Source organism: Paenibacillus sp. sgz302115 (assembly GCF_056120445.1).
Window position 1 is genome coordinate 190,802 of sequence record NZ_JBVYOK010000005.1, and the last position, 22,250, is coordinate 213,051.

Consider the following 22,250-nt stretch of genomic DNA (forward strand, 5'->3'; position numbering starts at 1 on the left):
TTAGAATAATAACAGCTATGCGGATAGGTGCAGTTGATCTAAATAAGCTAAACTAGAGATTTTCATATTGGGGTCTGGTCGTAACTGCGGGGAATGTTTGGACTCCCTCTGTCACTTCTGCCCTTTTTATGTTTCTTAGTTCAACTTATATATCAAACTGATAACAGCTCTAATTATTACGCCCGGTACATCCTGTTATCAGGTTCCCTCAACCGCACCGGGCAGTTACCGAATTTGATCACCATTAGATTAACTCCTCTAGCAGATTCATCAGCGTATATCCACTGATTTCCATATCATCTTATCATAAAAGTAACCAAAACTACCACGCAAAAAGAGGGAAGCCACTGGCTTCCCCCTTACTCATAAACGCTAAAGCTTATTTTCCCAAAGCTCCTGCTGCTGCATCCTCGCCGCCAAGACGGCCGGAGGTGAATGAATAGCCGAGGCCCACACCGTTACCGACATAAGTATCATTAAACAATACGCCTTCGGATTCAAGCCCGACCGCATACAGGCCTTTGATTGGCACCCGTTTGTCATTCAGCACCTGGAACTTTGTATTGACCAGCAGTCCGCCAACCGAACCCAGATTGTTAACTTCTGCGATAATGGCGTAATATGGACCGCTCTCTCCCATCGGAAGCAAATATTCTTTCGCTTTGCCGAACTCGGTATCTACACCTGTCTTCGCTGCCTCCTGATATTTCTTGAAGGCATCGCTGAACACGGCGGCATCCATGCCAGCATTCTTAGCCAGTTCTTCAATGGTGTTGCCTTTATAACCATCACCATTGGCGACCATGGATTCGAATACTTTATCGGCATCCTTCCAAGGGTTATCCAGCTTGAATTGATCCTTGAAGGAGGCATAGAATTCCGGCGGCATTCCTGGCAACGCAGGCGCTTTTACACCATTCATACCTTTCGCCTTCAAGGCGTCGATCTGTGCTTTCGAGACGATTACCAGGTGATACGCGCCGTTAAAAGCACTGGTATTGGCAGCAGCTACGGCAGTAAGTGTAGCCGCTTCGTCTCTGAATCTCGCTCCCGAAGGACCGACATTCATCAGCGTAGGCAGGTAGGAGAGCATCAGCGGATAGCTGGCCTCGAACGGCTTGTACTGTGCTTTCAGCTTCTCCGTGGCTCTCGCCAGGGTCTGGTGCAGCATTTGTCCGCCGAAATTATCGGGAACCTTGGCCCCGGCATCCCAGGACATCTTCAGCCCTTCGCCGACATTCTGGCCCAGCCCGCCGTTGACGCCTTCAAAGCCGAAGGCCTCTTTAACCATTTCTTTATTTCCGGCATAACCGCCGGTGGCCATGACGATACTTTTACCGGTAATTTCAAGCGTTGTGCCGTCAGCCTTCTCAGCTACTACACCAGTCACTTCACCGTTAGCGCCGGTAATCAGCTTCTTGGCGGTTGTTTCGGTGAGGACCTGTCCGCCGCCCTTCTCTACCGATGCCTGCAGCATCGCCCGGAGGGTCGGCTGGCGGGTTTCGTAGGCCGGAAGCATATGCAACTGCTCCCCGGAAAAATTGATAAAGGTAGTTTTATAGCCTTTCTTGTTCAGCCAATCATAGGTTTCACCGGACTTCGTCACATACTGGCGGATGGCCGCCGCATCAACTCTCCAGTGATTGTTAACGATCCATTCCGAGATTTCCTTCTCCACATTTACCTTCAGCCCGCTGCTGACAGCAGCCGAAGAGTTGTAGAACTTGCCTGCCCAGGACAGATTGCTCGCTCCGCCAATGGTCGCTGTTTTCTCAATGATAATAACCTTCGCGCCCTTGTCTGCCGCCGAGACGGCTGCCGACACACCGGATGCGCCCGCGCCTACAACGACAACATCCGCCGATAGCTGCTCGGTTTTGCCTTCGCCTGCTTTGGCTACCGTTCTGGATTTGAACGCCTCCACATTGCCGCCCGCCTGCTTCACAGCATCTTCAACAGCGGTCAGAATGGCCTTGCTGGATTCAGAAGCCCCGCTGACAGCGTCAATCGCCAGGGTCTGGCCTGCAATGATCTCATCCTTGATCTTGTTGATGGCTTCAACGCCGATCCCTGCGGTCTCCTTCTGGCTGACCACCTTAATGTCGGTAATCTTCGACTCTGCATCCAGAGTGACTTCCACCTGGATCTTTCCGTCCTTCCCGTCGGCTTCCGCCTTATAGGTTCCTGCTTTAAAAGAAGCCGGTACCCCGCTGTTCTCTGCCGCCTGCTGCGTCGCCTCAGGCGATGCCGATGCTGATGCTGACGGCTGCTCCGCAGCGGCCGGCTCGGCCGAATTATTGCCGCTGCAGCCGCTGATCAGCGACAGAATCATGACGAGACACACGGATAACAATAACATTTTGTTCTGTGCTTGCTTACGCATTAGTTTCCCCCCTGTGTGATTAGTGCGCAGCCCCCTGTCTCTTTCTGGCGGGACCGCTAGCCTACGCACAGAGTCTAAACCTTGGTGCAGCACCAAGGTCAATGAATGTTATGTGAAATTTTTCCCAATGGGAATGTTGATTTCAAGAAATGTTGTGTTTCCTTCGCTCTTTCTTTCCGTGAACAGAATCTTGCCGCTGATATCGCCGGTGATGGCATAGCGCTGCTCGAGGGCGTAATCCAGCATAAATTGAAAGGCCTCCCGCCCAAGATCCTCCTCATAGGAGCTGGCAATCACTGCGGAAATGCAGGTGGACGGCTCAATGTACTCCATGCTCTCATTTACATCAACCCCCAGCCGCTGCTGATCGGCTTCAAGCAAGGCCAGCCCCCAGCTATATTCCAGCTCTGCACTCCCTAGAATATCCTCCGTGTTCTCGATTCTGAAGGAATAGAACGTAAAGGGCAGCAGCTCCATCCAGGCCTGCACTGTTCTTTTGATGCAATCCTTTTGCAGCAAATGATTTTTGTTCGTCTGCTGAACTCTGTACATTCCGGGGACCTGCTTGATTCGGCATGTATAAAAAGCTTCGCCGATACTCCGCAGCTCCGTGTGGATCTCATTGATTTTATCCAGCAGCATGGTACTGCGCTTAATTTCCTCCTCCAGCTGCAGTTGTGCGGCGGCGATAGACTCCAGAACCTGCTCGGCAGGAGCGTCATTAATCAGCCCGGCGACATCCTGCAGCGGAATCTGCATGCTCCGGTACCACCGGCTCGACAGTAAATTTCTGGCGTCCAAATCATTGAAATAGCGGTAATTGTTATGATGATCCTTCATGGGGCGGACAATATCATGCTTCTCATAGAGCCGCAATGTATCCGCCGTCACACCCAGAATTGAGGCAAACTCGCCGATTGAATATTTCATGAAAAGCCCCCCAGCCTCATTGCTTTCAATCTTTCCTATTATTTATGATAGAGGGTTTTCATAGGAGGCTTTGTGGATTATGTCACATCGTTTATACTGAAATATACTAGAGCACGCGAACTTGGAGGGAACCTCATGGATTTGGCAGAGAAGGTAGCAGAGCTCCCGTTATCGCCCGGCGTCTACCTGATGAAGGACAGTCTGGGCCATATCATCTATGTCGGCAAGGCCAAACAGCTAAAGAAACGGGTACAGTCCTATTTTTACAATTCCAAAGGTCATTCCCCCAAGGTTAAGCAGCTGGTAAAACACATCAGAGATCTCGATTACAGGCTCACCGATACGGAATTTGAAGCCTTTTTGCTGGAGTGCCAGCTCATTAAGGAAATCAAACCGATGTACAACAAAAAAATGAAGAATCCGCTCGCCTACAGCTATATTGCCATTCGCACAGATACTCCTTACCGGCAGCTAGCCGTAACCTATGATCCCGGCGAGTTTGAGGATAGCCTGTATTTTGGACCTTATACGAGCAGGAGTACAGTTGAACGTGCGCTGCAGGGAATTAAGGAATGCCAGAAGATTCTCTGCAGCACGCCCCATGCCAAAAGCACCTTCTGCCTCAATCATTCGCTCGGCTTATGTATCGGCATGTGCGGGGGCGGGGCAGCGCTTGAGCGGTACAATGAAATTATTGGCGATGTTATTGAACTGCTGCAAGGGAATGACAATGGAATACTGAGTGATTTGGAGCGGCGCATGAACACCGCTGCGGAGAATTTCGAGTTCGAGACTGCGGCCAAATACCGCGATTATGTCACCGCCGTCCGTTCCCTGCTGCAGAAGGAGAAGGTGATCGGCTTCACTGCGCAGAACCAGAACATCGCCGTCCTTGAGCCAATAAATGAACAGACCCTTAAGCTTATGCTGATAAAAGGCAGCGAGATTATCTTCCGTTCCAGGCTGGAGGCCGGGGATATGCCAATGGAGCAGCTCTGTGGCGTCATACAGACAGCCATTACGGACAGCTTTGGGAAGCTAGTAAGCAGGGAGCCGGAGGAAATCAGCCGCCACAAGCTGGACGAAGCCCAGATCATTTACAGCCACCTGGCAAGCAGCTCCGGCAGCTATGTCCTGATTCCTGAGGAATGGCTTGCGGCGGAGAACGAGTCTGAGCTGGCTGCAGCGGTCAGCGAACTGCTTCAGAATATTAAAAAATCCCCTCGCCTGATCTGATGGCGAGGGGATTGTCATTTCTATTGAAGATAAGTCTGAATTTAGGCCAGCAACTCTTTTACGCCTTCGCTAAGCGGTGTAAGCGGACGCTGCAGCAGCTTCGCGAAATCACTGCTGGTAATATCGAGTGCGCCTTCGCGGATCGCACGCTGGATTCCAACTACGATTGGCAGGGCTGCCTCCGGCACTCCCACTCCAGCCATAATGCTGGAATACGCAGCATCATCAACCTGCTGCACCTGAACCTCCTTGCCAAGCACTCCTCCGACAATCGCCGCAAGCTCTGCCTGGGTTACCGGTGTGCCAGACAACTCATATACAGTATTGTTATGGCCTTCGCTTGCCAGTACGGCTGCTGCCGCTTCAGCATAATCGCGGCGTGTCGCCCAGCCTACCTTGCCTTCACCCGCCGAAGTCACCCAAGGCGCTCCTGCTTGTACAGCCTGGATGGAGCCGGCCTCATTCTCCAGATACCAGTTATTGCGCAGGAAGGAGTACGGGATACCGGATTCGCGGATAAATTGCTCCGTTGCTTTGTGTACTGGAGCGAGGAAAAGCGAGCTGCTATCGGCACGGCCTACGCTGGTGTAGACGATGAAGCCGACACCGGCACGCACGGCAGCATCGACAGCAGCCTTATGCTGGCGAATCCGGGTGTCATTGTCTCCGTCTGCCGATACGATCAGCAGCCGGTCCACTCCGGCAAATGCCGCATCCAGCGTCTCCGGCTTGTCGAAATCACCATGACGAACGTCTACTCCGCGGGCCCGCAGACTTTCAGCCTTCTCCGGGTTTCTGACACTGGCTACCAGGCTGTCTGCCGGAACCGACTTCAGCAAAGCTTCTGCCACAATGGAACCAAAATGTCCTGTTGCTCCTGTTAGTGCGATTTTCATTTTTCATTCCTCCATTTGGGTATATTTATAATGTAATACCTGATACTTGCCGGGTTTGTTGTAAAGAACCTCTCTACATGTAACCATTTTAGTTACAAGTAGGCGAAATGTCAAACACAAAAAAACGGCTCATCCAGAGCACGTTGTATCTGTACATTCAGCCGTAATATGCGCAGGCTCATTGCATAATTGTTAGCCTACCCGCTTTTTGCTATTCTTAATAGTAAACACTCACTTTCAGAAAGGTCTTGCGCCATGTCTAAACCAAGAGCAAGCATTTATAAACGATATATTCCGGCAGTTAGCCCTGACCCTGACTTCAGCGGTTCCGCCTATTGGCTGATCTTCCACTCCGGCAAGCTGCTGGTTACGGAAACTGGCGGGCTGACCGGCATCCCTCTGGCACGATCACTTGAAGAGCTATCCATGACTCCGATTAGAACACTCTACCTTGGAACATTCGAAGACATCCCTTGTTTCGCAGCAGAGGTGGCCGCTGAGACGGCCGAGCCTGAGGGCATGGCTTTCCGCCCGCTGCGCCCCCTGTATGAGCTGCTGGACGAAGACCTGTTCCACCTCGCAGGCAGAGGCATTCAGCTCCTTGCCTGGGATGAAACCCATCAATTCTGCGGCAAATGCGCTACTAGCACTGTCCTGTCTCAAGTCGAGCATTCACGGACCTGCCCGGCATGCGGTCAGGTCAGCTACCCCCGGATTGCCCCTGCAGTAATTACCGCAATTCTTAAGGACAATAAGCTCCTGCTGGCCCACTCCCCCCATTTTGTGAACAACATGTACGGACTGATTGCCGGATTTGTTGAACCTGGCGAAACGCTGGAGGACTGCGTGCAGCGCGAGATCCAGGAGGAAGTAGGCATCGGGGTCAAGAACATCACCTATTTTGGCAGCCAGCAGTGGCCTTTCCCCCACTCTCTGATGGTGGGCTTCCTGGCGGAATACGAGAGCGGGGAAATCACCGTGGACGGCGAGGAGCTGGATCATGCCGAGTGGTTCGAGCTGGATCAGCTCCCGGTCATTCCTCCCCACGTCAGCATTGCCCGTAAAATCATCGACTGGGTGGTTCAGCACCATTCCTGAGGCAAGTATAACGCCGCTCTCTAACAAGGGCGGCTTTTTTACTCGCTGATTGTTTTGAAATACCGGTAGATTCTATCCAGCTTCTGAGCGTGCTTGCCCCGCTTGCTCTCCATGCTTCCGAACTCAAAGAATTTTACTTTGCGTATGCCGACGTAGTTGAACAGCGCTTTGCGCATTAACACCTTGTGCGCGTTATGCAGCCACAGCAGCGGGTAATTGGCCGGACCTTGCATCGTGGAGATGCACACTACCGATTTATTTTTCAGCAGCCCCTCCGGCATCAGTCCGCCTGTATTCTTATAGGCGAACCCCGTAGCAAACATCTTGTCAATATAACCCAGCAGCATGGCCGGAGGCCGTCCCCACCAGATCGGATAGATGAAGACAATTTTGTCCGCCCACAGCAGTTGCTCCCTATATTTCTCCAGATCCGGGTCCTTATCCATATCTCTCCTGCGCTTATTTTCATTGAACACCAGAACAGGGTCGAAGCCCTCCTCATATAAATCAAGCACCTTAACCTCAGTTATCTTCGTGTTCTCCCGAATGCCCCGGAGCACCTCCTGCATAAAAGCATAGTTAAGGCTCTGATGATTCGGATGCGTATAGATAATCAGTGTGTTCATACCGCCACTCCTTTACTTGTCATTTGATAAGTAAATCCTAGCATCAATATATTTAGTTGTCAAATGATAATTATTATATGATAATTGTTTTATGATAATTATTTTGCTATGGTGTCTCAGGAGGTGATCTTTATGGACAAGAACAACTTATTCCAGAAATTCGTAACCTTTACGACTGCCGTCCATCAAATAACAAGTGAACTAAGCAAAGATGTGAAATCCGAAGCTCTGACACCCGTTCAATATAGAATTCTCGAATATATCGCTGTCAGCCAGCCTGTCACTCTCAGCGAGATCAGCGATTGTATGAACATGTCGATGCCGAACACAAGCCGTGAGCTGAAGAAGCTGAGCAGGAAAGACCTATGCGACAAAATCGTCGACCCGGCCGACCGCCGCAAGCACGGCATCACTCTCTCCGCTGCAGGCGAAGCCATGATGAACGAAGCGTTTCAGCTTATCGCCTCCCGGTTTGCCGAGCGCATTGACAATGTAACGGGCGAGGAACGCAAAGAAATCGAGCATGCGCTTGAGGTGCTGCAGGAGAAGGTATTTTACTCGGACAGATAATAGTCTTCTACACAGAAAGAAAAGCCGCGAGGACGGTCTGATTGATCATATCAGGCGCCCCGCGGCTTTATTATAGAATGCAGCGTATTCTTATGCGTTTATGCTTTTCTGACAAACTCCGATTTGAGCTTCATCGCTCCAAAGCCGTCGATTTTGCAATCAATATCATGATCGCCCTCTACCAGCCTGATGTTCTTCACTTTAGTTCCTATCTTCAGCACGGAAGAGCTGCCTTTGACCTTCAGATCCTTGATTACAGTTACCGTATCGCCATCGCTCAAAATATTGCCATTGGCATCCTTAACCACCTTCTGGTCCTCGCTGCCTGCATTCTCCGAACCTTGAGCCCACTCATGGCCACATTCCGGGCAGATCATAAGCCCTCCGTCTTCGTAAGTGTACTCCGAGCCGCATTGCGGACAGTTTGGCAATTCATTCATGTTTTCATTTCTCCATTCTTCTCGACAATTAGTAGTCTTAGATAAATTCTATTTATTGTAACATGTCCCTTGATTTCACGCATGGATTTTATTATTATCTAATTAGATATTCATTTAATTTACTGTTCGAAAATCTAGCATTCCACCATTACATTAAGGAAGGTGTATCCATTGATCACTTTAGAACCCGTTGCCGATCCGTTGTCCTCAGAAAGTATCGAGCTTCAAGCCGCTATCCTCAACTCACAGCCTGCGTTCAACCTCATGGTGCTGCACAAAGAGGCCCTCACCGCGGAGGAGATCCGCGAGGAGAACCGGCAGAATCTCGAGATGAACGAGAAGATGCTGTTCATCAAGGAGAATAATCAGTACATCGGCATTGTTACCTATCTGCCCAATAACCCAGGCGATAACGTCCCTTGGATCGGTCTTTTCATACTTCACAAGAGTTATGCCGGACAGGGGATCGGATCTATTGCCGTGAATGTGCTGGAAAGACACTTGAAGCAGAACAATGTAACGTCAGCCAGACTGGCAGTCCAATTGGAAAATGAGATTGGGGCGTTATTTTGGACCAAGAATGGCTTTATCAAAACCAGCAGCAACAGGGATCAGCACGGAAATAAGGTCGATGTGTACGAGAAGCAATTTGCTTAAGACGCGTGGGACGCTCACATGAATCCCAGCAGCGTTCCCCCAGCGGCGCCGGCGAGAACAATCACCCAAGGCGGAAGCTTCCAGAAGAACAGCATCACAAATAAAATAACGGCCAAGGCGAAGTCCAGCGGTTGCAGAATCGCGGTGGTCCACAGCGGATCGTACAGAGCCGCCAGCAGAATCCCCACCACAGCGGCGTTGATGCCTGCAAGTGCACCCTGGACCTTGGGGCTGTTCCTGAGGCCGTTCCAGAACGGAAGCGCTCCGACCACTAGCAAAAAGGCAGGCAGGAAGATCCCAAGCGTAGCAATCACGGCCCCTGGAATCCCTGCAGCCATTGCCCCAAGGTAGCCTGCAAAGGTGAACAGCGGTCCCGGCACGGCTTGTGCCGCTCCGTAACCGGCGAGGAAATCCTCCCGGCTGACCCATCCGGTAGGGACAACCTCTCTCTCCAGCAGCGGAAGCACAACATGCCCTCCACCAAACACCAATGAACCGGAACGGTAGAAGCTGTCGAAGATTGCAAGCCCTCCCGCACCGTCAGATGTTCTGAGCAGCGGGAGAACAATCAGCAGAATGAAAAATAAAGCCAGGCAGAGCAGGGCAACTGTCCGGCTAATTGCGATAGGCAGCTCCGCTGTTCCCTTCTCCGGTTCCTTCCGGTACAGCCACAGCCCGATCATACCGGCTGCCATAAGGATCAGAATTTGACTGTATGCGGCATGCCAGGACAAGACGACCGCAGCAGCAATCACCGCGATGGTAACCCTCCCCCGGTCGGGCGTGAGCTTTTGCCCCATTCCCAGCACCGCTTGAGCTACAATTGCAACAGCTACAATCTTCAGCCCATGAATCCACCCCGCACTAGCTATATCGAACCCCTGAAGCAAAAAAGCAAATGCAACCAGTGCAATAACCGAAGGCAGCGTGAACCCCAGCCATGCGACCAGGCCGCCAAGCAAGCCGGCTCTCACAACTCCAATACCAATGCCTACCTGGCTGCTCGCCGGACCCGGCAGGAACTGGCAGAGTGCTACCAGATCCGCATAGCTGCGTTCATCCATCCATTTCCGGCGGCGGATATATTCATTATGGAAATACCCGAGATGTGCAATAGGCCCCCCGAAGGAGGTAAGTCCCAGCTTGGCGGATACACCAAGCACTTCCAGCAGTGTAGCCCATTTTCCTTGTAGAACCCGGGCTTCCGTTGACTCCTGTTTCAGCACTTCCATGCGGCAGACTCACCTCTTCTCTCTTTACTCGTTTCAACTCGCACAGTACGCAGCTCCAGAATAGCACGGCTTTGTTAACGCTGAATGGCCTGAGGATTAAAGCTGTGAAAAAACGTCAAAGGGAACTGACATTCGTATGCACTTTTTAAAGGAGGTTGTATTCTTGGCATCCTAATTATATATTAGAAGCAAGATGCAAGACTTTAGGCCCAAAGCCCACATATAAGACTATTATAAGCAAGAAGGTGTAATTTATTGGGTTTAGTGGTGTGGATTGATCTGATACTATTTTTTATTTTGTTTGCACTATTCGTCTATGTTTTTGTCTCTGTTACAATAACGAAGCTGCACAAAGTATACTTAGCCTTTCATTTTTCCATGATGTTGTGGCCCTTCTGCCAGTTTGCCATCAAAACCACCGATGATCCCATCTTTCAATTATTTTATGTGAAGGCCGCCTTTGTAGACGGAGCATTTCTGAGTATAGGGTGGATGTTCTTTACCATTTTATTGACCGGACAAATCCAATTTCTGAAAAAAAGGGTATTGCTGCTTCTGTCCGTTCCGATAACCCTGGCCTCGCTCGGCCTGATCCTGAATCCCTACGGCTGGTTTGTGCAGCCTGTAGACGGAGGTTACGTCCAAAGAACCTACGGACCTGTTTTTTGGTTCTATATCGCCGTCATCGTTATCCATGTCATCGTTTCGCTATATGTTATCACTGTTTCCCTGATTCACAGTAAAGTCCCCCGTATCAAAACACAGATTATGCTTGTGCTCAAGGGCCTATTGTCAGCGGCAATATTCATCATGCTGGATGTTCTGCTGAACGTGGTCCTGGACCGGTTTCTTCCGGTGATCCCGGGGATGACTTCGCTCGGCATTTTACTGTCGGCGATCTTTTTTGTGATTTCCATAGACCGCGATAAGGTATTTGATATTATAACCATTGCCCACCGGGATGTGATGGACACGATTGCGCTGGGTATTCTGGTGATCGACGATAACGAAATGGTATTAGAAATCAATAAGGCACTGCTTCCCCACACCTTGCTGCGTGTTGGAGACCGCTTCAGCATCGAGAACATTCTTCCGGTGGGAAGCATCCGCGTTGCAGAGTTCCTTCAGGCCTACCGGGAGCGTCCGCTGGCAACAAGCGAAATCGAAGTGCTGCATCCCGCCATCAAGCGGCATCTCCACATTCAGGCTGCACCTATTTTGGTTAGCGGGGAGCGGGTTGGACGTATTATTACGTTCCAGGATACCAGCGAGCTGCAACGTCTCATTGAAGAAACCCATAATCAGAATATGATCCTGCAGGAGCGCAACCAGGCGTTGATCGAAGTGCAGAAGAAGCTGTTCCAGACCAACCGGCAGCTTAAGCAGATGGCGATAACCGACAGCTTAACCGGCTGCTACAACCGTCATTATCTGACCCAGCAGTTAGAGGCCGAGGTCGTTAAGAACAGAAAATTGCATAATCCTTTCGCTCTGATCCTGCTCGATATTGATTATTTCAAACAGGTGAACGATACATACGGCCACTTGGCCGGGGATGAAGTGATCTGCAGCACGGTGGAGATTGTCAAGCGGTCTTTGCGGAGGACTGACATATTTGCCCGGTATGGCGGCGAAGAGTTCATCATATATTTACCCCATGTCGGTGAATCTCAGGCACATCTTATAGCGGAGCAAATCAAAACAAGCGTGGAAACCAATCAGGTGATCATTGCGAGTGACTTCCAGCCTATATCCGTTACCATAAGCATGGGACTGCTGACCATCAATGATTTCTCAGTTGAGAGCGATCTGCTTGAAGCTGTGGACAAGGCCTTGTATCAGGCGAAGCACGAAGGGCGCAACCGGATTGTCCATTTGAAAAGATAGATCAGGGCTCATTTCGTTATTCACAAACGATGAAAGGCGGAGGTCCACATGTCCAACAGCAACGAGACAAGAGTCATTTTAACCAAAGAAGATTTAGTGACCCAATTCAAAAGCTGCGGACTAACACAAGGACAGCATGTATTTGTGCATACTTCCTTAAGCAAACTGGGTTTCGTTGTAGGAGGACCCGAAACATTCATCCGGTCCCTCCTTGAAATTGTCGGTGAAGAGGGAACCTTGATGATGCCCTCCCAGACCTGGAAGAATCTCGATCCTTCAACCGGAGTCCACTGGGAAGTGCCCGCAGAATGCTGGCCGGTGATTCGGGAGCACTGGCCCGCCTATGATAAGGACATTACTCCGGCCATTGGTATGGGCGCCGTGGCTGAGATGTTTCGCAAATGGCCGGGAGCGGTAAGATCGGATCACCCGGCACGTTCCATCGCCGCAGTAGGCAAGTATGCGGAATATTTAACGAAAAATCATGATCTGAGCAATATTTTTGGCCAGGGCTCTCCGCTTGATAAACTGTATCATTTGAATGGCCATGTTCTGCTCGTAGGCGTCGGCTATGATAAAAATACATCTCTGCATTTGGCAGAAACCAAAGCTGACTTCCCCGCTAAAAAATTTGTCAATGAAAGCAGCGCAGTTATGGCAGAAGGCAAGCGCAAGTGGGTGACTTATGAAACGCAGGCTGTTGACGATGAGGATTTTATCCGGTTAGGTGAAGAATATGATCAAGAAATGGGGATCAAAGCTTACACCGTTGGAAATGCAGAGGTCAGATTTCTGGAGCAACGCCCACTGGTCGATTGGGCCACTGCCTGGATGGAGAGGAACAGGCTGTAAGCTATAAGCTGCAGGCTCTCAGCCGCCTCTCAATACTTCATGTTGTTATGAACCGCGATCATTTCTCCGGCACATATTCGCTTAATTTCCCCTGATAGATCAATTGCAGCCTGTCGCTCTGCCGAAAATCATCCGGTGTAACGAGCGCAGGCAGCTTATTCCACAGCCTGATGCCGGAACGGTCCAGAATTTCCGCAACAAACTGCGAGCAGAAGTAGGAGTTGCTGAATTCGACCGGTTCTTTGAGGGCAACGCCAATGATGCCCAGCAGGTTGTAGAGGTATTTTTGACGGCTGCGGATGAAGATGTGCAAGACCCGCCGCATTTTCTCAATCTCGCGTTCCGATACTGTGAGCTCGTAGATCACACAGGTCGTATTCGGGTATTTGCTGAATGTGCCTGTCTGCAAATCTTCCCTCACGAACCCGCCATTCAGCGGGTTATTCGGATGCTTCCGCCCGAAGCTGTACAGCTCCGACAGTGCGCGGTCAAAGGAGATTGAGGCATGATTGTAAGGTGCCTTGGTGTAGCCTTGTATAAGCTTTGTAAAAAGCGTTCCTGTATTCGTAAGCAGGATAAAAACCGAGTGCCCAGCATCCATCTGCAAAATTTCCCCTTATCCAGATTGAAAAGTTAACATGCAACTTGTGCTTTTAGATATATTAACATATGATTCCTTTGTTGGAATCCTATTCTGCGACAAGTTGGTGATTGCTTGAACAGCTCGCTTTTTACATTACTCCTTATACTAGCAGCTCTATCTGCCATTCATTTGATATATGTGGTGGTGAGCAGACTTCAGAAAGACAAGGATTATACGGGCATTGGCTTCCGCCTCAAAACATGGTGGGGCATGCTCTTCATCTTCTGCCTGGCCACGCTGTTCAATCCGGTCGTGTCTCTGCTGTCCCTAATGGTGCTGGCCTTCTTCGCGCTCAAGGAATACTTCTCTATGATCCGCACGAGAAAAGCTGACCGCAGACTGTTTCTATGGGCATACCTGTCCATTCCGGTGCAATTCTACTGGATCTACATCGAATGGTACGGCATGTTCATCGTTTTCATTCCGGTGTATGTCTTCCTGCTCCTGCCGCTTCCCAGGCTTATCAATAAAGGCACACTTGGTTTCCTGCGCAGCGTAAGCGCTACCCAGTGGGGGCTCATGCTGATGGTCTTCGGGCTTAGCCATCTGGCCTACTTCCAATTTGCCACTCCAGAGTATGGTGCAGGACTCGTGCTGTTCCTTGTGGTGCTCACTCAATTAAATGATGCCGTTCATTACCTGGCTTCAATCTATATTGGCAAGCGCAAGGTCGTTCCGACCGCCAATCCGAATCTGACCTGGGAAGGCTTCGCCTGCGCATTCGTGGTCACTACAGGGGTATCTTACCTGATCTACTCTTACTTCACGCCGCTGACCCCGATATTCGGGCTGTTCTCCGGGGTGTTGATCAGTCTCGCCGGCTTCTTCGGCAGCTTAACGGTATCCGTACTGAAGCGCGATCTGCTGATTGGCGATGACGACAAGTTCGTCGCCCTGCAGACAAGCTACCTCAGCCGCGTCGACAGCCTGGCCTACACCTCGCCGGTGTTCTTCCATGTGATCCGTTATTTTTTTGATTTTATGTAGAACAACAGTGACCCCAAGTGGAAAAAGTCCCACTATTCCTGGACGTCCTGTCCCCAGACAGTTCCTAGTGGGAAAAAGTAGACCTAATCTGGTTGAATTCCCTCTTATCCGGTGATTTCGCTGAAAATAGGTCTACTAAATCCAACTAAATGCCGCCGCTGAACAGATTTGAGCCAATTAGTTGGACAAATTCCACCTAGCTCTGTCACCTGAGTAGATATTGTAATTCCAAACAACAAACGGCCCTCTCCATTTACCAGAAAGGGGCCGTTTGTTGTTGTTTACCGCTGCTTTTAATTTGCAGTTCCGCTTGTACCCTCTGAAGAGGTGCCACCACCGGTTCCACCCTGAGGCGGTGTGCCGCCAGCGCCCCGGTCGGGTCTAGCGCCTCCTCCTCCACCGCCGCCAGGGCCACGGCCTGTATTGGCGGTGGTGACACCCGACTCATTAAGCCAGGTTACGCTGTTCGAAATGTCGAACGTTACGACCTGAGTGCCGCCGGTATACTTACCGTCTGAATACAATCCATCTACTGCGGTTCCGGTAGAGGTTCCGCCCGAGTAAAGCTTGTAAGAGCCGCCCTGCTTCAGTTCCGGGGAGCTGACGACTACGGACCGATAATTCTTGGAAGGTGCAAAGGTCAGGATGTTGTTGCCGTCACCGTCTTCCAAATGCACCAGAGTGCCTGCCTGCTGATCTTCGGTGAAGCTCATGCTGACCGAATATTGGCTGGAATCCTCACCCGGTGCCTGAGCCATGCCTGCGCTGCCCGCTGCCACCAGATAACCGCCTGTCATATTGAAGGTGCCGTCGTAGTCCAGCGGGCCGTTGCCGTCATTGGTAGGACCATTGACAATTACGGTGCCGCCTGTCATGGTAACCGATCCGTTCGAATCCAGTCCGTCGCCGGTGGCATCAACTGTTAGAGTACCGCCGCTGATCGTCAGCATGTTGCTGCCGGAGCTTGCGAATTGGTCCTGCTGCGCTGTTCCCTGCGCTGCGTTGTCGTCATTGCCACCCGCAACGTTCACACCGTCATCCGAGGCTACGACATGAATCTCACCGCCTGCAATTGTGATATTCGCGCCTTCAATGCCTTCATAGCTCTTCGTAATATCAATGGTGCCGCCGGATACCGCCGCAAGGCTGTCCGCATGGATGCCGTCGTCGCCTGCAGTAATCTTGAACTCGCCGTCCGTAACAGAGACATTGCTGTTGCTGTGCACCGCATCATCTGCGGAATTAATCGTGAAGCTGCCGCCGTTCACGGTAAGGTCTCCACCGGCCTTCAGCCCCTTGGCGCTCGTAGACTCTGTTTCGGCCGTCGTTGCAGTCGTCGCCGTTGTAGTCACCGCTGCTGTAGTCACTGCTGCTGTATCTTTGGCAGCCGAAGTTGTACTTGCCGCCGGAGAAGCCGCATCAGCTGAAGCTGCCGAGGTTCCGTCCACTGCCCCCTGATTGTTGAAGCCGCCGCCTCTGTTGTCGCCCATGCCCATGCCGCCTGGTCCTTGATCGCCTGTCTTCACTTCAGCATTCTCGTAGCCTCCGTTCGTCACGATGCTGTACGTGCCGCCGTCAATCACTTCCGCGTTCTCGGCTTGAATACCGTCGTTGCCTGCCGTAATGTCGAAGGTTCCGGCTGCAATAGCTACGAAGCCTTTGGTTGTATCCTCATCATTGGTGGACTTGATGCCGTCTCCCTCCGCTTTGATGGTAATCGTTCCATCTTGAACGGCGACCATGTCTTTCCCGACAATGCCGTCATCTGCCGCCTGAATCTCAAGCGTGCCGCTCACAATCTTCAGGTCATCCTTGCTCGTGATACCATCTTTATAGCTTGCGGCAACCTTCAATTTCCCGGTTCCGTTAATCGTCAGATCTGCCTTACTGAAGATGGCCGCACTTGGCTCATCCGTGGTGGCATCAGCGAACACATACTTTGCTCCATCGGCAATGCTGTTCTCCGTGCCTTCCTGCAGGGTAATCACGACTTTGCCCGCTTCCTTGATGTAAATCGGAGCGCTGTCACTGTCCTTGAGGTCCACCCCGTTCAGCACCAGCCGCACAGTTCCCTTCGCCTGCTCATCAACGATGATCTGGCCGTCGCTCAGCTTCCCGGAGAGGATATAGGTCCCCGCTTCCGTAATCGTTACCGATCCATCCTGGGCTGTAGCGCCAGTGCCGCCTTCGATCTCCGCAGTTGCTCCCGCCAGGAGAATATCAGTGGAGGTATCAGCAGTCCATGCGGTAGTTGTATCGTCTTCATCATAAGTTACCAGATCACTCGTCTTAACATTTGCCAGTTCTACAGCAGCAGCAGTTCCACTCGTTACACTGGTTGTAACGGCTGTACCTGTTGCCGCGCTATTCGCAGCACTCGTCGCCCCGCCATTCGTGCTGCATGCCGTCATAAGTGCCGCAGCCAGCATCACCAGTCCCACCTTGCTCCCTGTCATAAAATTCTTCATATATCATCGTTCCCTTCTGTTTTTAATAGTCGGTTGTAGTTGGACTCATCGTCAGTGAGAGATCCAGATTACCATTGCGGGTGCGGATCGCATCCAGAAATTCCTTTTGGCTGGTGTGCTCATCAATCGTAACGTCATAGACCAGTTCGTATAAGCTGCCCAGCTCGGTGGTTCGAATCTTTTTCAGCTCAAAGCGGACATTGAATTTCTTAAATACTTCTGCAAAAGCTTCCTCATACCCCAGATTCTCAGGAATGGTTACCTTCAGCGTCTTCTGCAGTGTCTTTCTCGCTCCGAAGCCGGTACGGTTCAGAATGAACATCAGCACGCAAAGAACAAGGGTGAAAAGTACGGCGTAACCAAAGGAGCCAACTCCGCAGGCAAGACCGGCAGCCATAGTGAACAGGACAAAAGTGATATCCTTCGGGTCGCCCGGCGCGCTGCGGAAACGGATGATCGAAAATGCTCCGGCAAGGCTGAAGGCGCGGGCTACGTTGCTGCCAATGAGCAGAATGATGACCGCCACAATCACCGGCAGCAGAACCATTGTGAGCGTGAAGCTTTGCGAATACCCTCCCGGATTGGTCTTCATATAGGTGAGGCTGATCATGCCTCCGAGTACAATTGCGACAACAATAGTCAGAATAGCGTCAGTGAAGGTTAATTCGGTGCTCGTCAGAGCGGCGGAAAAAATAGAATCAAGCATAGAGGGCACTCTCCCTTTCGATTTTGCTGTCCTTGAGCATTTTTTTATATTCATTGCCGTATTTGGAGAAGCTGGTGCGGTACATCCGGTGCTCTGAGAGCATTTTTGCCAGCCAGACCGGAATCGTCTTCTCAGCCTTCACTTCCATCAGCCATAAGCCCGGTTCCATCAGGTACTCGCCATGTGTGCCATGCTCCAGCTTCAGATCATAGCGGCGGCTGCGGATATTGGTGTCGAAGGTGATCCGCAGATCACGGTTGTTTTTGCAGAACAGCGCCTTGCGGTCATAGGAGAGGTACACCTTGGGCTGCAGATCATACCGGGATAAAAAATACTTGATCTCCTCGATCACCTGCTTGTTCATATAATCCTTGAATTCCGGCTCCACGCCAGTAGCGACAAAATCATAGGCTTCCTGCAGCCCCAGCGAGGTTCTTCTTTTGTTAACCAGGCCGAAGACCTTCTTCTTGATCTCCAGATACACCTTCGTCTCCTGGTTCGGAATCCCGTAAGCTCTTAACCGGAGCTTCTCTTTGTATTTTGGCTTCGCCAGGCTGCTGCGGATCAGGGAATCATGGGCGGTGTCGTAATAGAGATTCGTGATGGAGTAAAATTCATGCTGCTTGTTGTAATCGTCCGGCTCCATATATTCCAGCAGGTCATTATAAAGCTTCAAATAGGCTGCGTGATCGAACAGATATTTGTTCTCGTACCGGTTGAATACCTCAATCGCCATAAGGGTCAGATCCTTTCATAAGTAGAGTTTGGGATGCTGTATGTGTGTGCGCTTCTTGTATGTTTCCGGTGTGATCCGGTGTGTCCCGCTTGCTATGAATGTATCTTAGCCCCGGAACCTTTAGTGAATCTTAAATGGTTTTACACCGCCCTGATCTTTTTACACCCGTTTAACAAATGGCTGTTGCCCATCACGATTCCTTCATCTATAGCGCCACCAGCGGATAAAATCCGGTTAAGGTTGGTTAAAGGTAATCTTGCTATAATGGCTTAAGCAATAAGCAAACTTTCGATGCAGAGGATGGGCATACCCATGAGAATATTGATAGTGGAAGACGAAGTGCATCTGGCGGAAGCCTTGAGCCAAATATTGAAGAAGATGAACTATTCGGTGGATGCGGTCCATGATGGCAGATCGGGGCTGGACTATGCACAGAGCGGGATCTATGATCTGCTGCTACTGGACATTATGATGCCGGAAATGGATGGAATCACCGTACTGAAGAAGCTGCGCAACGAAGGCGTGTCCACGCCAGTGATCATGCTGACCGCCAAGGGAGAGATTTCGGATATGGTGACCGGACTTGATTATGGAGCCGATGACTATATCGCCAAGCCCTTCTCGTCGGAGGAGCTGCTGGCCCGGATTCGGGCGGCGCTGCGCCGCAAAGGCGAGGTCATCCCGGATGATACCCTGAAGCTTGGGGATATAGAGCTGAATACGTCGAACCTGAAGCTATCCGTCAAAGGCAAGGAGATCAAGCTGAATCTGAAGGAGAACGAGCTGCTGGAGCTGCTGATCCTGAGAAAACAGGCAGTGACCTCGAAGGAACAGATTATCGAGAAGCTGTGGGGCTTCGATTCGGAGGCGGAGCATAACAATGTGGAGGTGTACATCTCTTTTTTGCGGAAAAAGCTGACGTTCCTGAATTCGGAGGTACGCATTAACACGATTCGAAATGTAGGTTATGTACTAGAGGTGACAAGCTGATGTTCAAAAAACTCAGGAACCGGTTTCTGATCGTAAATCTGGCCACCATCTCGGTGATTATGCTGATCGCCTTCGCTTCTATCTACGTGTATACCTACCAGAATGTGCAGAGCGACATTAATATGAATCTCCACCGGATTGCGGATTATCAGCAGAAAGGCCCCGGCGATACAGGCCGCCCAGGCACTGACAAAGGAAGCACACCGCCCAAAGGCGGCAAAGACAGCGGACTTGTGGAGGGCGGCAACCCGCCGCCGGAGCGCTCCGTTTCCTTCATGCTGCGAGCAGACAAAGACGGAAACCTTGTGGAGACGGACTCTAAATTTACGATGGACGATGAGTTCTATACGGCAGCGCTTAAGGAAGCCCTTAGCATGGACAAGGATACCGGACGGTTCACCCTGGATGACAGCCGCTGGATCTTCACGATCAAGCATACGACTGACGGGTCGATGATCGTCTTCCTGGACATCACCGCCCAGCAGAAAATCCTCACCAACCTGATCTACACCTTCACCGCCGTCGGCCTGCTGATGCTGATTATTCTCTATTTCACCAGCCGTTTCTTCGCCAACCGCTCGATTACACCTGTCCGTGAGGCTTTCGACAAGCAAAAGCAGTTCATCGCCGATGCCTCGCATGAGCTGAAGACACCGCTGACGATTATCAACACAAACGCGGATGTGCTGCTGTCGAACAGCGACGACACGATCCGCAATCAGGCGAAGTGGCTCCAGTACATCAAGTCGGAAACCGAGCGGATGACGCGGCTGACCAATGACCTGCTGTACCTGACGGAGATGGACGATTCCAGAACAGGCATGATCCATAGCAAATTCAATATGAGCGATGCGGTGGAGAATATTATTTTGACGATGGAAGCTGTAATTTTCGAGAAAAATATCTCCTTCGACTATAATATCGAGCCGGAGCTGAGTGTGCAGGGCAACAGTGAGCAGATCAAGCAGGTGGTGATGATCCTTCTCGACAATGCCGTGAAATATACGAACCCCAAAGGCTCGGTAACCATTACGCTAAAAAAACAGCATAACGATGTGCTCCTGTCCGTCACGAACACCGGAGAAGGCATTGCCGCCGAGCATCTGACCCGCATCTTCGACCGCTTCTACCGCACAGATACATCCCGGGCGCGCAAGCAGGGCGGGTACGGGCTGGGTCTGGCTATCGCCAAGTCGATTGTGGATCAGCATAAAGGGAAAATCTACGCCAAAAGCGTGGCCGGAGAATCTACTACGTTCTATGTACAGCTTACTTGAAAACCTATCGCCTGAAGAATTGGACAATGAGCTTAACTTAAGTTAGATTATGTAACATTAATGGTGCGAAAATAACTGAATAAAGCATAAAAAATAATAATTTTAAATTTTTATGTTATTATTATTGACATTTCATTTGAAGCTAATTATATTGACAATATAAGATTTCAGCGACACAACAATGTGTCAACTTAGGGCGCAACCGTGCATCTCCCACAATGCTGTGGCGTGATAGGCGTGTTGTACCGGTGTTCTTCCATCCAATCATAAAGTCAGCCACGAAGACGTGGCTGCAATGGCAACGGGGCCGATTAGCAAAATCCGCAGATGTGCGGGTTCTGTCAGTCGGCCCTTTTTTGTCGGTTCATTTACTTGGGGTTCATTAAAAGGAGGATGTCAGCATGGAAGCAAAGAGTTTTCGCAAGGCGGGTCATGCCCCGAGTTTATTGTCTGCTTTTTTGTATTTTGATGTAAGCTTTATGATTTGGGTGCTGTGCGGGGCTTTATCGCTCTATATCACCAAGGATTTCGGATTGTCCGATACCCAGAAAGCTGCCATGGTCGCCATCCCCATCCTCGGCGGTTCAATCTTCCGGATTCCGATGGGCATCCTGGCTGACCGCATTGGCAGCAAAAAAGCCGGACTAACCGGAATGTTCCTCACCATTATCCCTCTTCTGTGGGGCTGGCTGGGCGGAACCAGCCTGCTGCAGATTCATATGATCGGCTTCCTGCTCGGTTTTGCAGGGGCAAGCTTCGCCGTATCCCTATCCTTGGCAAGCCGCTGGTACCCGCCTGAGTATCAGGGACTGGCGATGGGCATTGCTGGCGCAGGGAACAGCGGTACCGCACTGGCTACCTTTTTCGGACCTCAGATCGCTCAGGCTTACGGATGGCACAGCGTGTTCGGAATTGCGCTGATTCCCCTGGTCCTCGTTATGATTGCTTTTACTTTATTAGCCAAAGATGCCCCGAACGCTCCTGCGCCTAAGCCGCTCAAAGATTATCTCAGCGTCTTCAAGCATGCGGATACCTGGTGGTTCTCAATGTTCTACGCCATTACCTTTGGCGGTTTCGTCGGGTTCGCCAACTATGCGAGCATTTTCTTTTATGACGTATACGGCGACAACGCACATGCCGGGGGTCTGACCAAGGTTCAGGTAGGATACCTCGTCACCATCACTGTTATCGCAGGCAGCTTCTTCCGGCCTTTGGGCGGCTGGATCGCGGACCGGATTGGCGGCATGCGCCTCCTTCTTGTTTTGTATAGTGTCATTTCCGTATGTGCGTTTGCCATTGCGTCGATGCCCAGCTCCTTCCTGGTGATGCTGCTCTATACCAGCGTGATGATGGCCTGCCTTGGGATGGGGAACGGCTCAGTATTTCAGATTATTCCTCAGCGTTTCTCCAAAGAAATCGGAGTCATTACCGGAATTGTCGGCGCTGCAGGCGGTCTGGGAGGATACCTGCTGCCCACCTACGTCCTGGGTCCGCTTAAGCAATCTACAGGCTCCCAGGTTACAGGATTTCTCGTGGTAGGTTCGATCGTACTCTTAACAACCCTTATTTTCTATGCCGTAACCCGTTCCTGGAGAAAATCGTGGGCCAAAGCAGAATCGGGGGTCAATTTCTAAAT

Annotated in this window: 20 protein-coding genes; 10 read left to right on the forward strand and 10 right to left on the reverse strand. The window is 50.9% G+C overall.

The features are described 5' to 3' along the window. Positions 1 to 379: 379 nt before the first annotated feature. Together AC0LWN_RS12845 and AC0LWN_RS12850 are read right to left on the reverse strand one after the other, a co-directional pair. Positions 380 to 2,383: an FAD-binding protein gene (locus tag AC0LWN_RS12845; RefSeq protein ID WP_474665818.1), complete on the reverse strand. Its 2,004-nt coding sequence runs from the start codon at positions 2,381 to 2,383 to the stop codon at positions 380 to 382. Positions 2,384 to 2,491: 108 nt separating this feature from the next. Then, a complete protein-coding gene (locus tag AC0LWN_RS12850) occupies positions 2,492 to 3,313 on the reverse strand; it encodes a MerR family transcriptional regulator (protein WP_474665820.1) in 822 nt (273 codons plus the stop codon). Between the two features lie 135 nt (positions 3,314 to 3,448). Between AC0LWN_RS12850 and AC0LWN_RS12855 the strand changes: the two genes are divergently transcribed. Continuing rightward, positions 3,449 to 4,549, forward strand: a complete 1,101-nt coding sequence (locus AC0LWN_RS12855; RefSeq protein ID WP_474665822.1) for a UvrB/UvrC motif-containing protein — start codon at positions 3,449 to 3,451, stop codon at positions 4,547 to 4,549. A 41-nt stretch (positions 4,550 to 4,590) separates the two neighbouring features. Here AC0LWN_RS12855 and AC0LWN_RS12860 read toward each other — a convergent pair whose 3' ends face one another. Beyond that, positions 4,591 to 5,445 (reverse strand): SDR family oxidoreductase, encoded by an 855-nt coding sequence (locus tag AC0LWN_RS12860; RefSeq protein ID WP_474665824.1) that lies wholly within the window; start codon positions 5,443 to 5,445, stop codon positions 4,591 to 4,593. A 255-nt stretch (positions 5,446 to 5,700) separates the two neighbouring features. On the opposite strand from AC0LWN_RS12860, the gene nudC reads away from it, so the two are divergent. After that, entirely contained in the window at positions 5,701 to 6,543 is an 843-nt protein-coding gene (nudC, locus tag AC0LWN_RS12865) for an NAD(+) diphosphatase (RefSeq protein WP_474665826.1), read from the forward strand. A gap of 38 nt (positions 6,544 to 6,581) precedes the next feature. Here the strand turns inward: nudC and AC0LWN_RS12870 are convergent, their stop codons facing one another. Next, entirely contained in the window at positions 6,582 to 7,169 is a 588-nt protein-coding gene (locus AC0LWN_RS12870) for an NAD(P)H-dependent oxidoreductase (RefSeq protein WP_474665828.1), read from the reverse strand. A gap of 132 nt (positions 7,170 to 7,301) precedes the next feature. Between AC0LWN_RS12870 and AC0LWN_RS12875 the strand changes: the two genes are divergently transcribed. After that, positions 7,302 to 7,739: a MarR family winged helix-turn-helix transcriptional regulator gene (locus AC0LWN_RS12875; protein ID WP_474665830.1), complete on the forward strand. Its 438-nt coding sequence runs from the start codon at positions 7,302 to 7,304 to the stop codon at positions 7,737 to 7,739. Positions 7,740 to 7,837: 98 nt separating this feature from the next. Here the strand turns inward: AC0LWN_RS12875 and AC0LWN_RS12880 are convergent, their stop codons facing one another. Beyond that, on the reverse strand, positions 7,838 to 8,179 hold the full coding sequence (locus AC0LWN_RS12880; protein ID WP_474665832.1) for a zinc ribbon domain-containing protein YjdM: 342 nt from the start codon (positions 8,177 to 8,179) through the stop codon (positions 7,838 to 7,840). A gap of 171 nt (positions 8,180 to 8,350) precedes the next feature. On the opposite strand from AC0LWN_RS12880, the gene AC0LWN_RS12885 reads away from it, so the two are divergent. Further along, a complete protein-coding gene (locus AC0LWN_RS12885) occupies positions 8,351 to 8,836 on the forward strand; it encodes a GNAT family N-acetyltransferase (protein WP_474665834.1) in 486 nt (161 codons plus the stop codon). A gap of 14 nt (positions 8,837 to 8,850) precedes the next feature. Here AC0LWN_RS12885 and AC0LWN_RS12890 read toward each other — a convergent pair whose 3' ends face one another. Continuing rightward, the gene (locus AC0LWN_RS12890; RefSeq protein WP_474665836.1) at positions 8,851 to 10,068 is read right to left on the reverse strand and encodes a chromate transporter; all 1,218 of its coding nucleotides are present in this window, start codon (positions 10,066 to 10,068) and stop codon (positions 8,851 to 8,853) included. A gap of 264 nt (positions 10,069 to 10,332) precedes the next feature. On the opposite strand from AC0LWN_RS12890, the gene AC0LWN_RS12895 reads away from it, so the two are divergent. Together AC0LWN_RS12895 and AC0LWN_RS12900 are read left to right on the forward strand one after the other, a co-directional pair. After that, complete coding sequence (locus tag AC0LWN_RS12895) at positions 10,333 to 11,955, forward strand: histidine kinase N-terminal 7TM domain-containing diguanylate cyclase (RefSeq protein ID WP_474666076.1); 1,623 nt, start codon at positions 10,333 to 10,335, stop codon at positions 11,953 to 11,955. Positions 11,956 to 12,003: 48 nt separating this feature from the next. Continuing rightward, positions 12,004 to 12,807 carry an AAC(3) family N-acetyltransferase gene (locus tag AC0LWN_RS12900; RefSeq protein ID WP_474665838.1) on the forward strand — a complete coding sequence of 268 codons (804 nt, stop codon included), beginning with the start codon at positions 12,004 to 12,006 and terminating at the stop codon, positions 12,805 to 12,807. Positions 12,808 to 12,865: 58 nt separating this feature from the next. Here AC0LWN_RS12900 and AC0LWN_RS12905 read toward each other — a convergent pair whose 3' ends face one another. Further along, positions 12,866 to 13,408 (reverse strand): hypothetical protein, encoded by a 543-nt coding sequence (locus tag AC0LWN_RS12905; protein ID WP_474665840.1) that lies wholly within the window; start codon positions 13,406 to 13,408, stop codon positions 12,866 to 12,868. A 114-nt stretch (positions 13,409 to 13,522) separates the two neighbouring features. Here AC0LWN_RS12905 and AC0LWN_RS12910 point away from each other — a divergent pair, with 114 nt between their 5' ends. Beyond that, on the forward strand, positions 13,523 to 14,437 hold the full coding sequence (locus AC0LWN_RS12910; RefSeq protein ID WP_474665842.1) for a phosphatidate cytidylyltransferase: 915 nt from the start codon (positions 13,523 to 13,525) through the stop codon (positions 14,435 to 14,437). Positions 14,438 to 14,730: 293 nt separating this feature from the next. Here the strand turns inward: AC0LWN_RS12910 and AC0LWN_RS12915 are convergent, their stop codons facing one another. From AC0LWN_RS12915 to AC0LWN_RS12925, 3 genes are read right to left on the reverse strand one after another with little or no spacing between them, the layout of a single operon-like run. Further along, on the reverse strand, positions 14,731 to 16,905 hold the full coding sequence (locus AC0LWN_RS12915; protein WP_474665844.1) for a carbohydrate-binding domain-containing protein: 2,175 nt from the start codon (positions 16,903 to 16,905) through the stop codon (positions 14,731 to 14,733). A gap of 22 nt (positions 16,906 to 16,927) precedes the next feature. Next, positions 16,928 to 17,611, reverse strand: coding sequence for a DUF4956 domain-containing protein (locus tag AC0LWN_RS12920; RefSeq protein WP_474665846.1), 684 nt, complete (start codon positions 17,609 to 17,611; stop codon positions 16,928 to 16,930). Beyond that, positions 17,604 to 18,347: a polyphosphate polymerase domain-containing protein gene (locus AC0LWN_RS12925; protein ID WP_474665848.1), complete on the reverse strand. Its 744-nt coding sequence runs from the start codon at positions 18,345 to 18,347 to the stop codon at positions 17,604 to 17,606. The genes AC0LWN_RS12920 and AC0LWN_RS12925 overlap by 8 nt, the downstream gene beginning before the upstream one ends. 312 nt (positions 18,348 to 18,659) lie before the next feature. On the opposite strand from AC0LWN_RS12925, the gene AC0LWN_RS12930 reads away from it, so the two are divergent. The 3 genes from AC0LWN_RS12930 (at position 18,660) to AC0LWN_RS12940 (ending at position 22,248) form a co-directional block, all read left to right on the forward strand. Then, positions 18,660 to 19,337 carry a response regulator transcription factor gene (locus AC0LWN_RS12930; protein ID WP_474665850.1) on the forward strand — a complete coding sequence of 226 codons (678 nt, stop codon included), beginning with the start codon at positions 18,660 to 18,662 and terminating at the stop codon, positions 19,335 to 19,337. Then, on the forward strand, positions 19,337 to 20,614 hold the full coding sequence (locus AC0LWN_RS12935) for a sensor histidine kinase (RefSeq protein ID WP_474665852.1): 1,278 nt from the start codon (positions 19,337 to 19,339) through the stop codon (positions 20,612 to 20,614). The genes AC0LWN_RS12930 and AC0LWN_RS12935 overlap by 1 nt, the downstream gene beginning before the upstream one ends. Positions 20,615 to 21,015: 401 nt before the next feature. Next, positions 21,016 to 22,248, forward strand: coding sequence for a nitrate/nitrite transporter (locus tag AC0LWN_RS12940; protein ID WP_474665854.1), 1,233 nt, complete (start codon positions 21,016 to 21,018; stop codon positions 22,246 to 22,248). Positions 22,249 to 22,250: the final 2 nt, after the last annotated feature.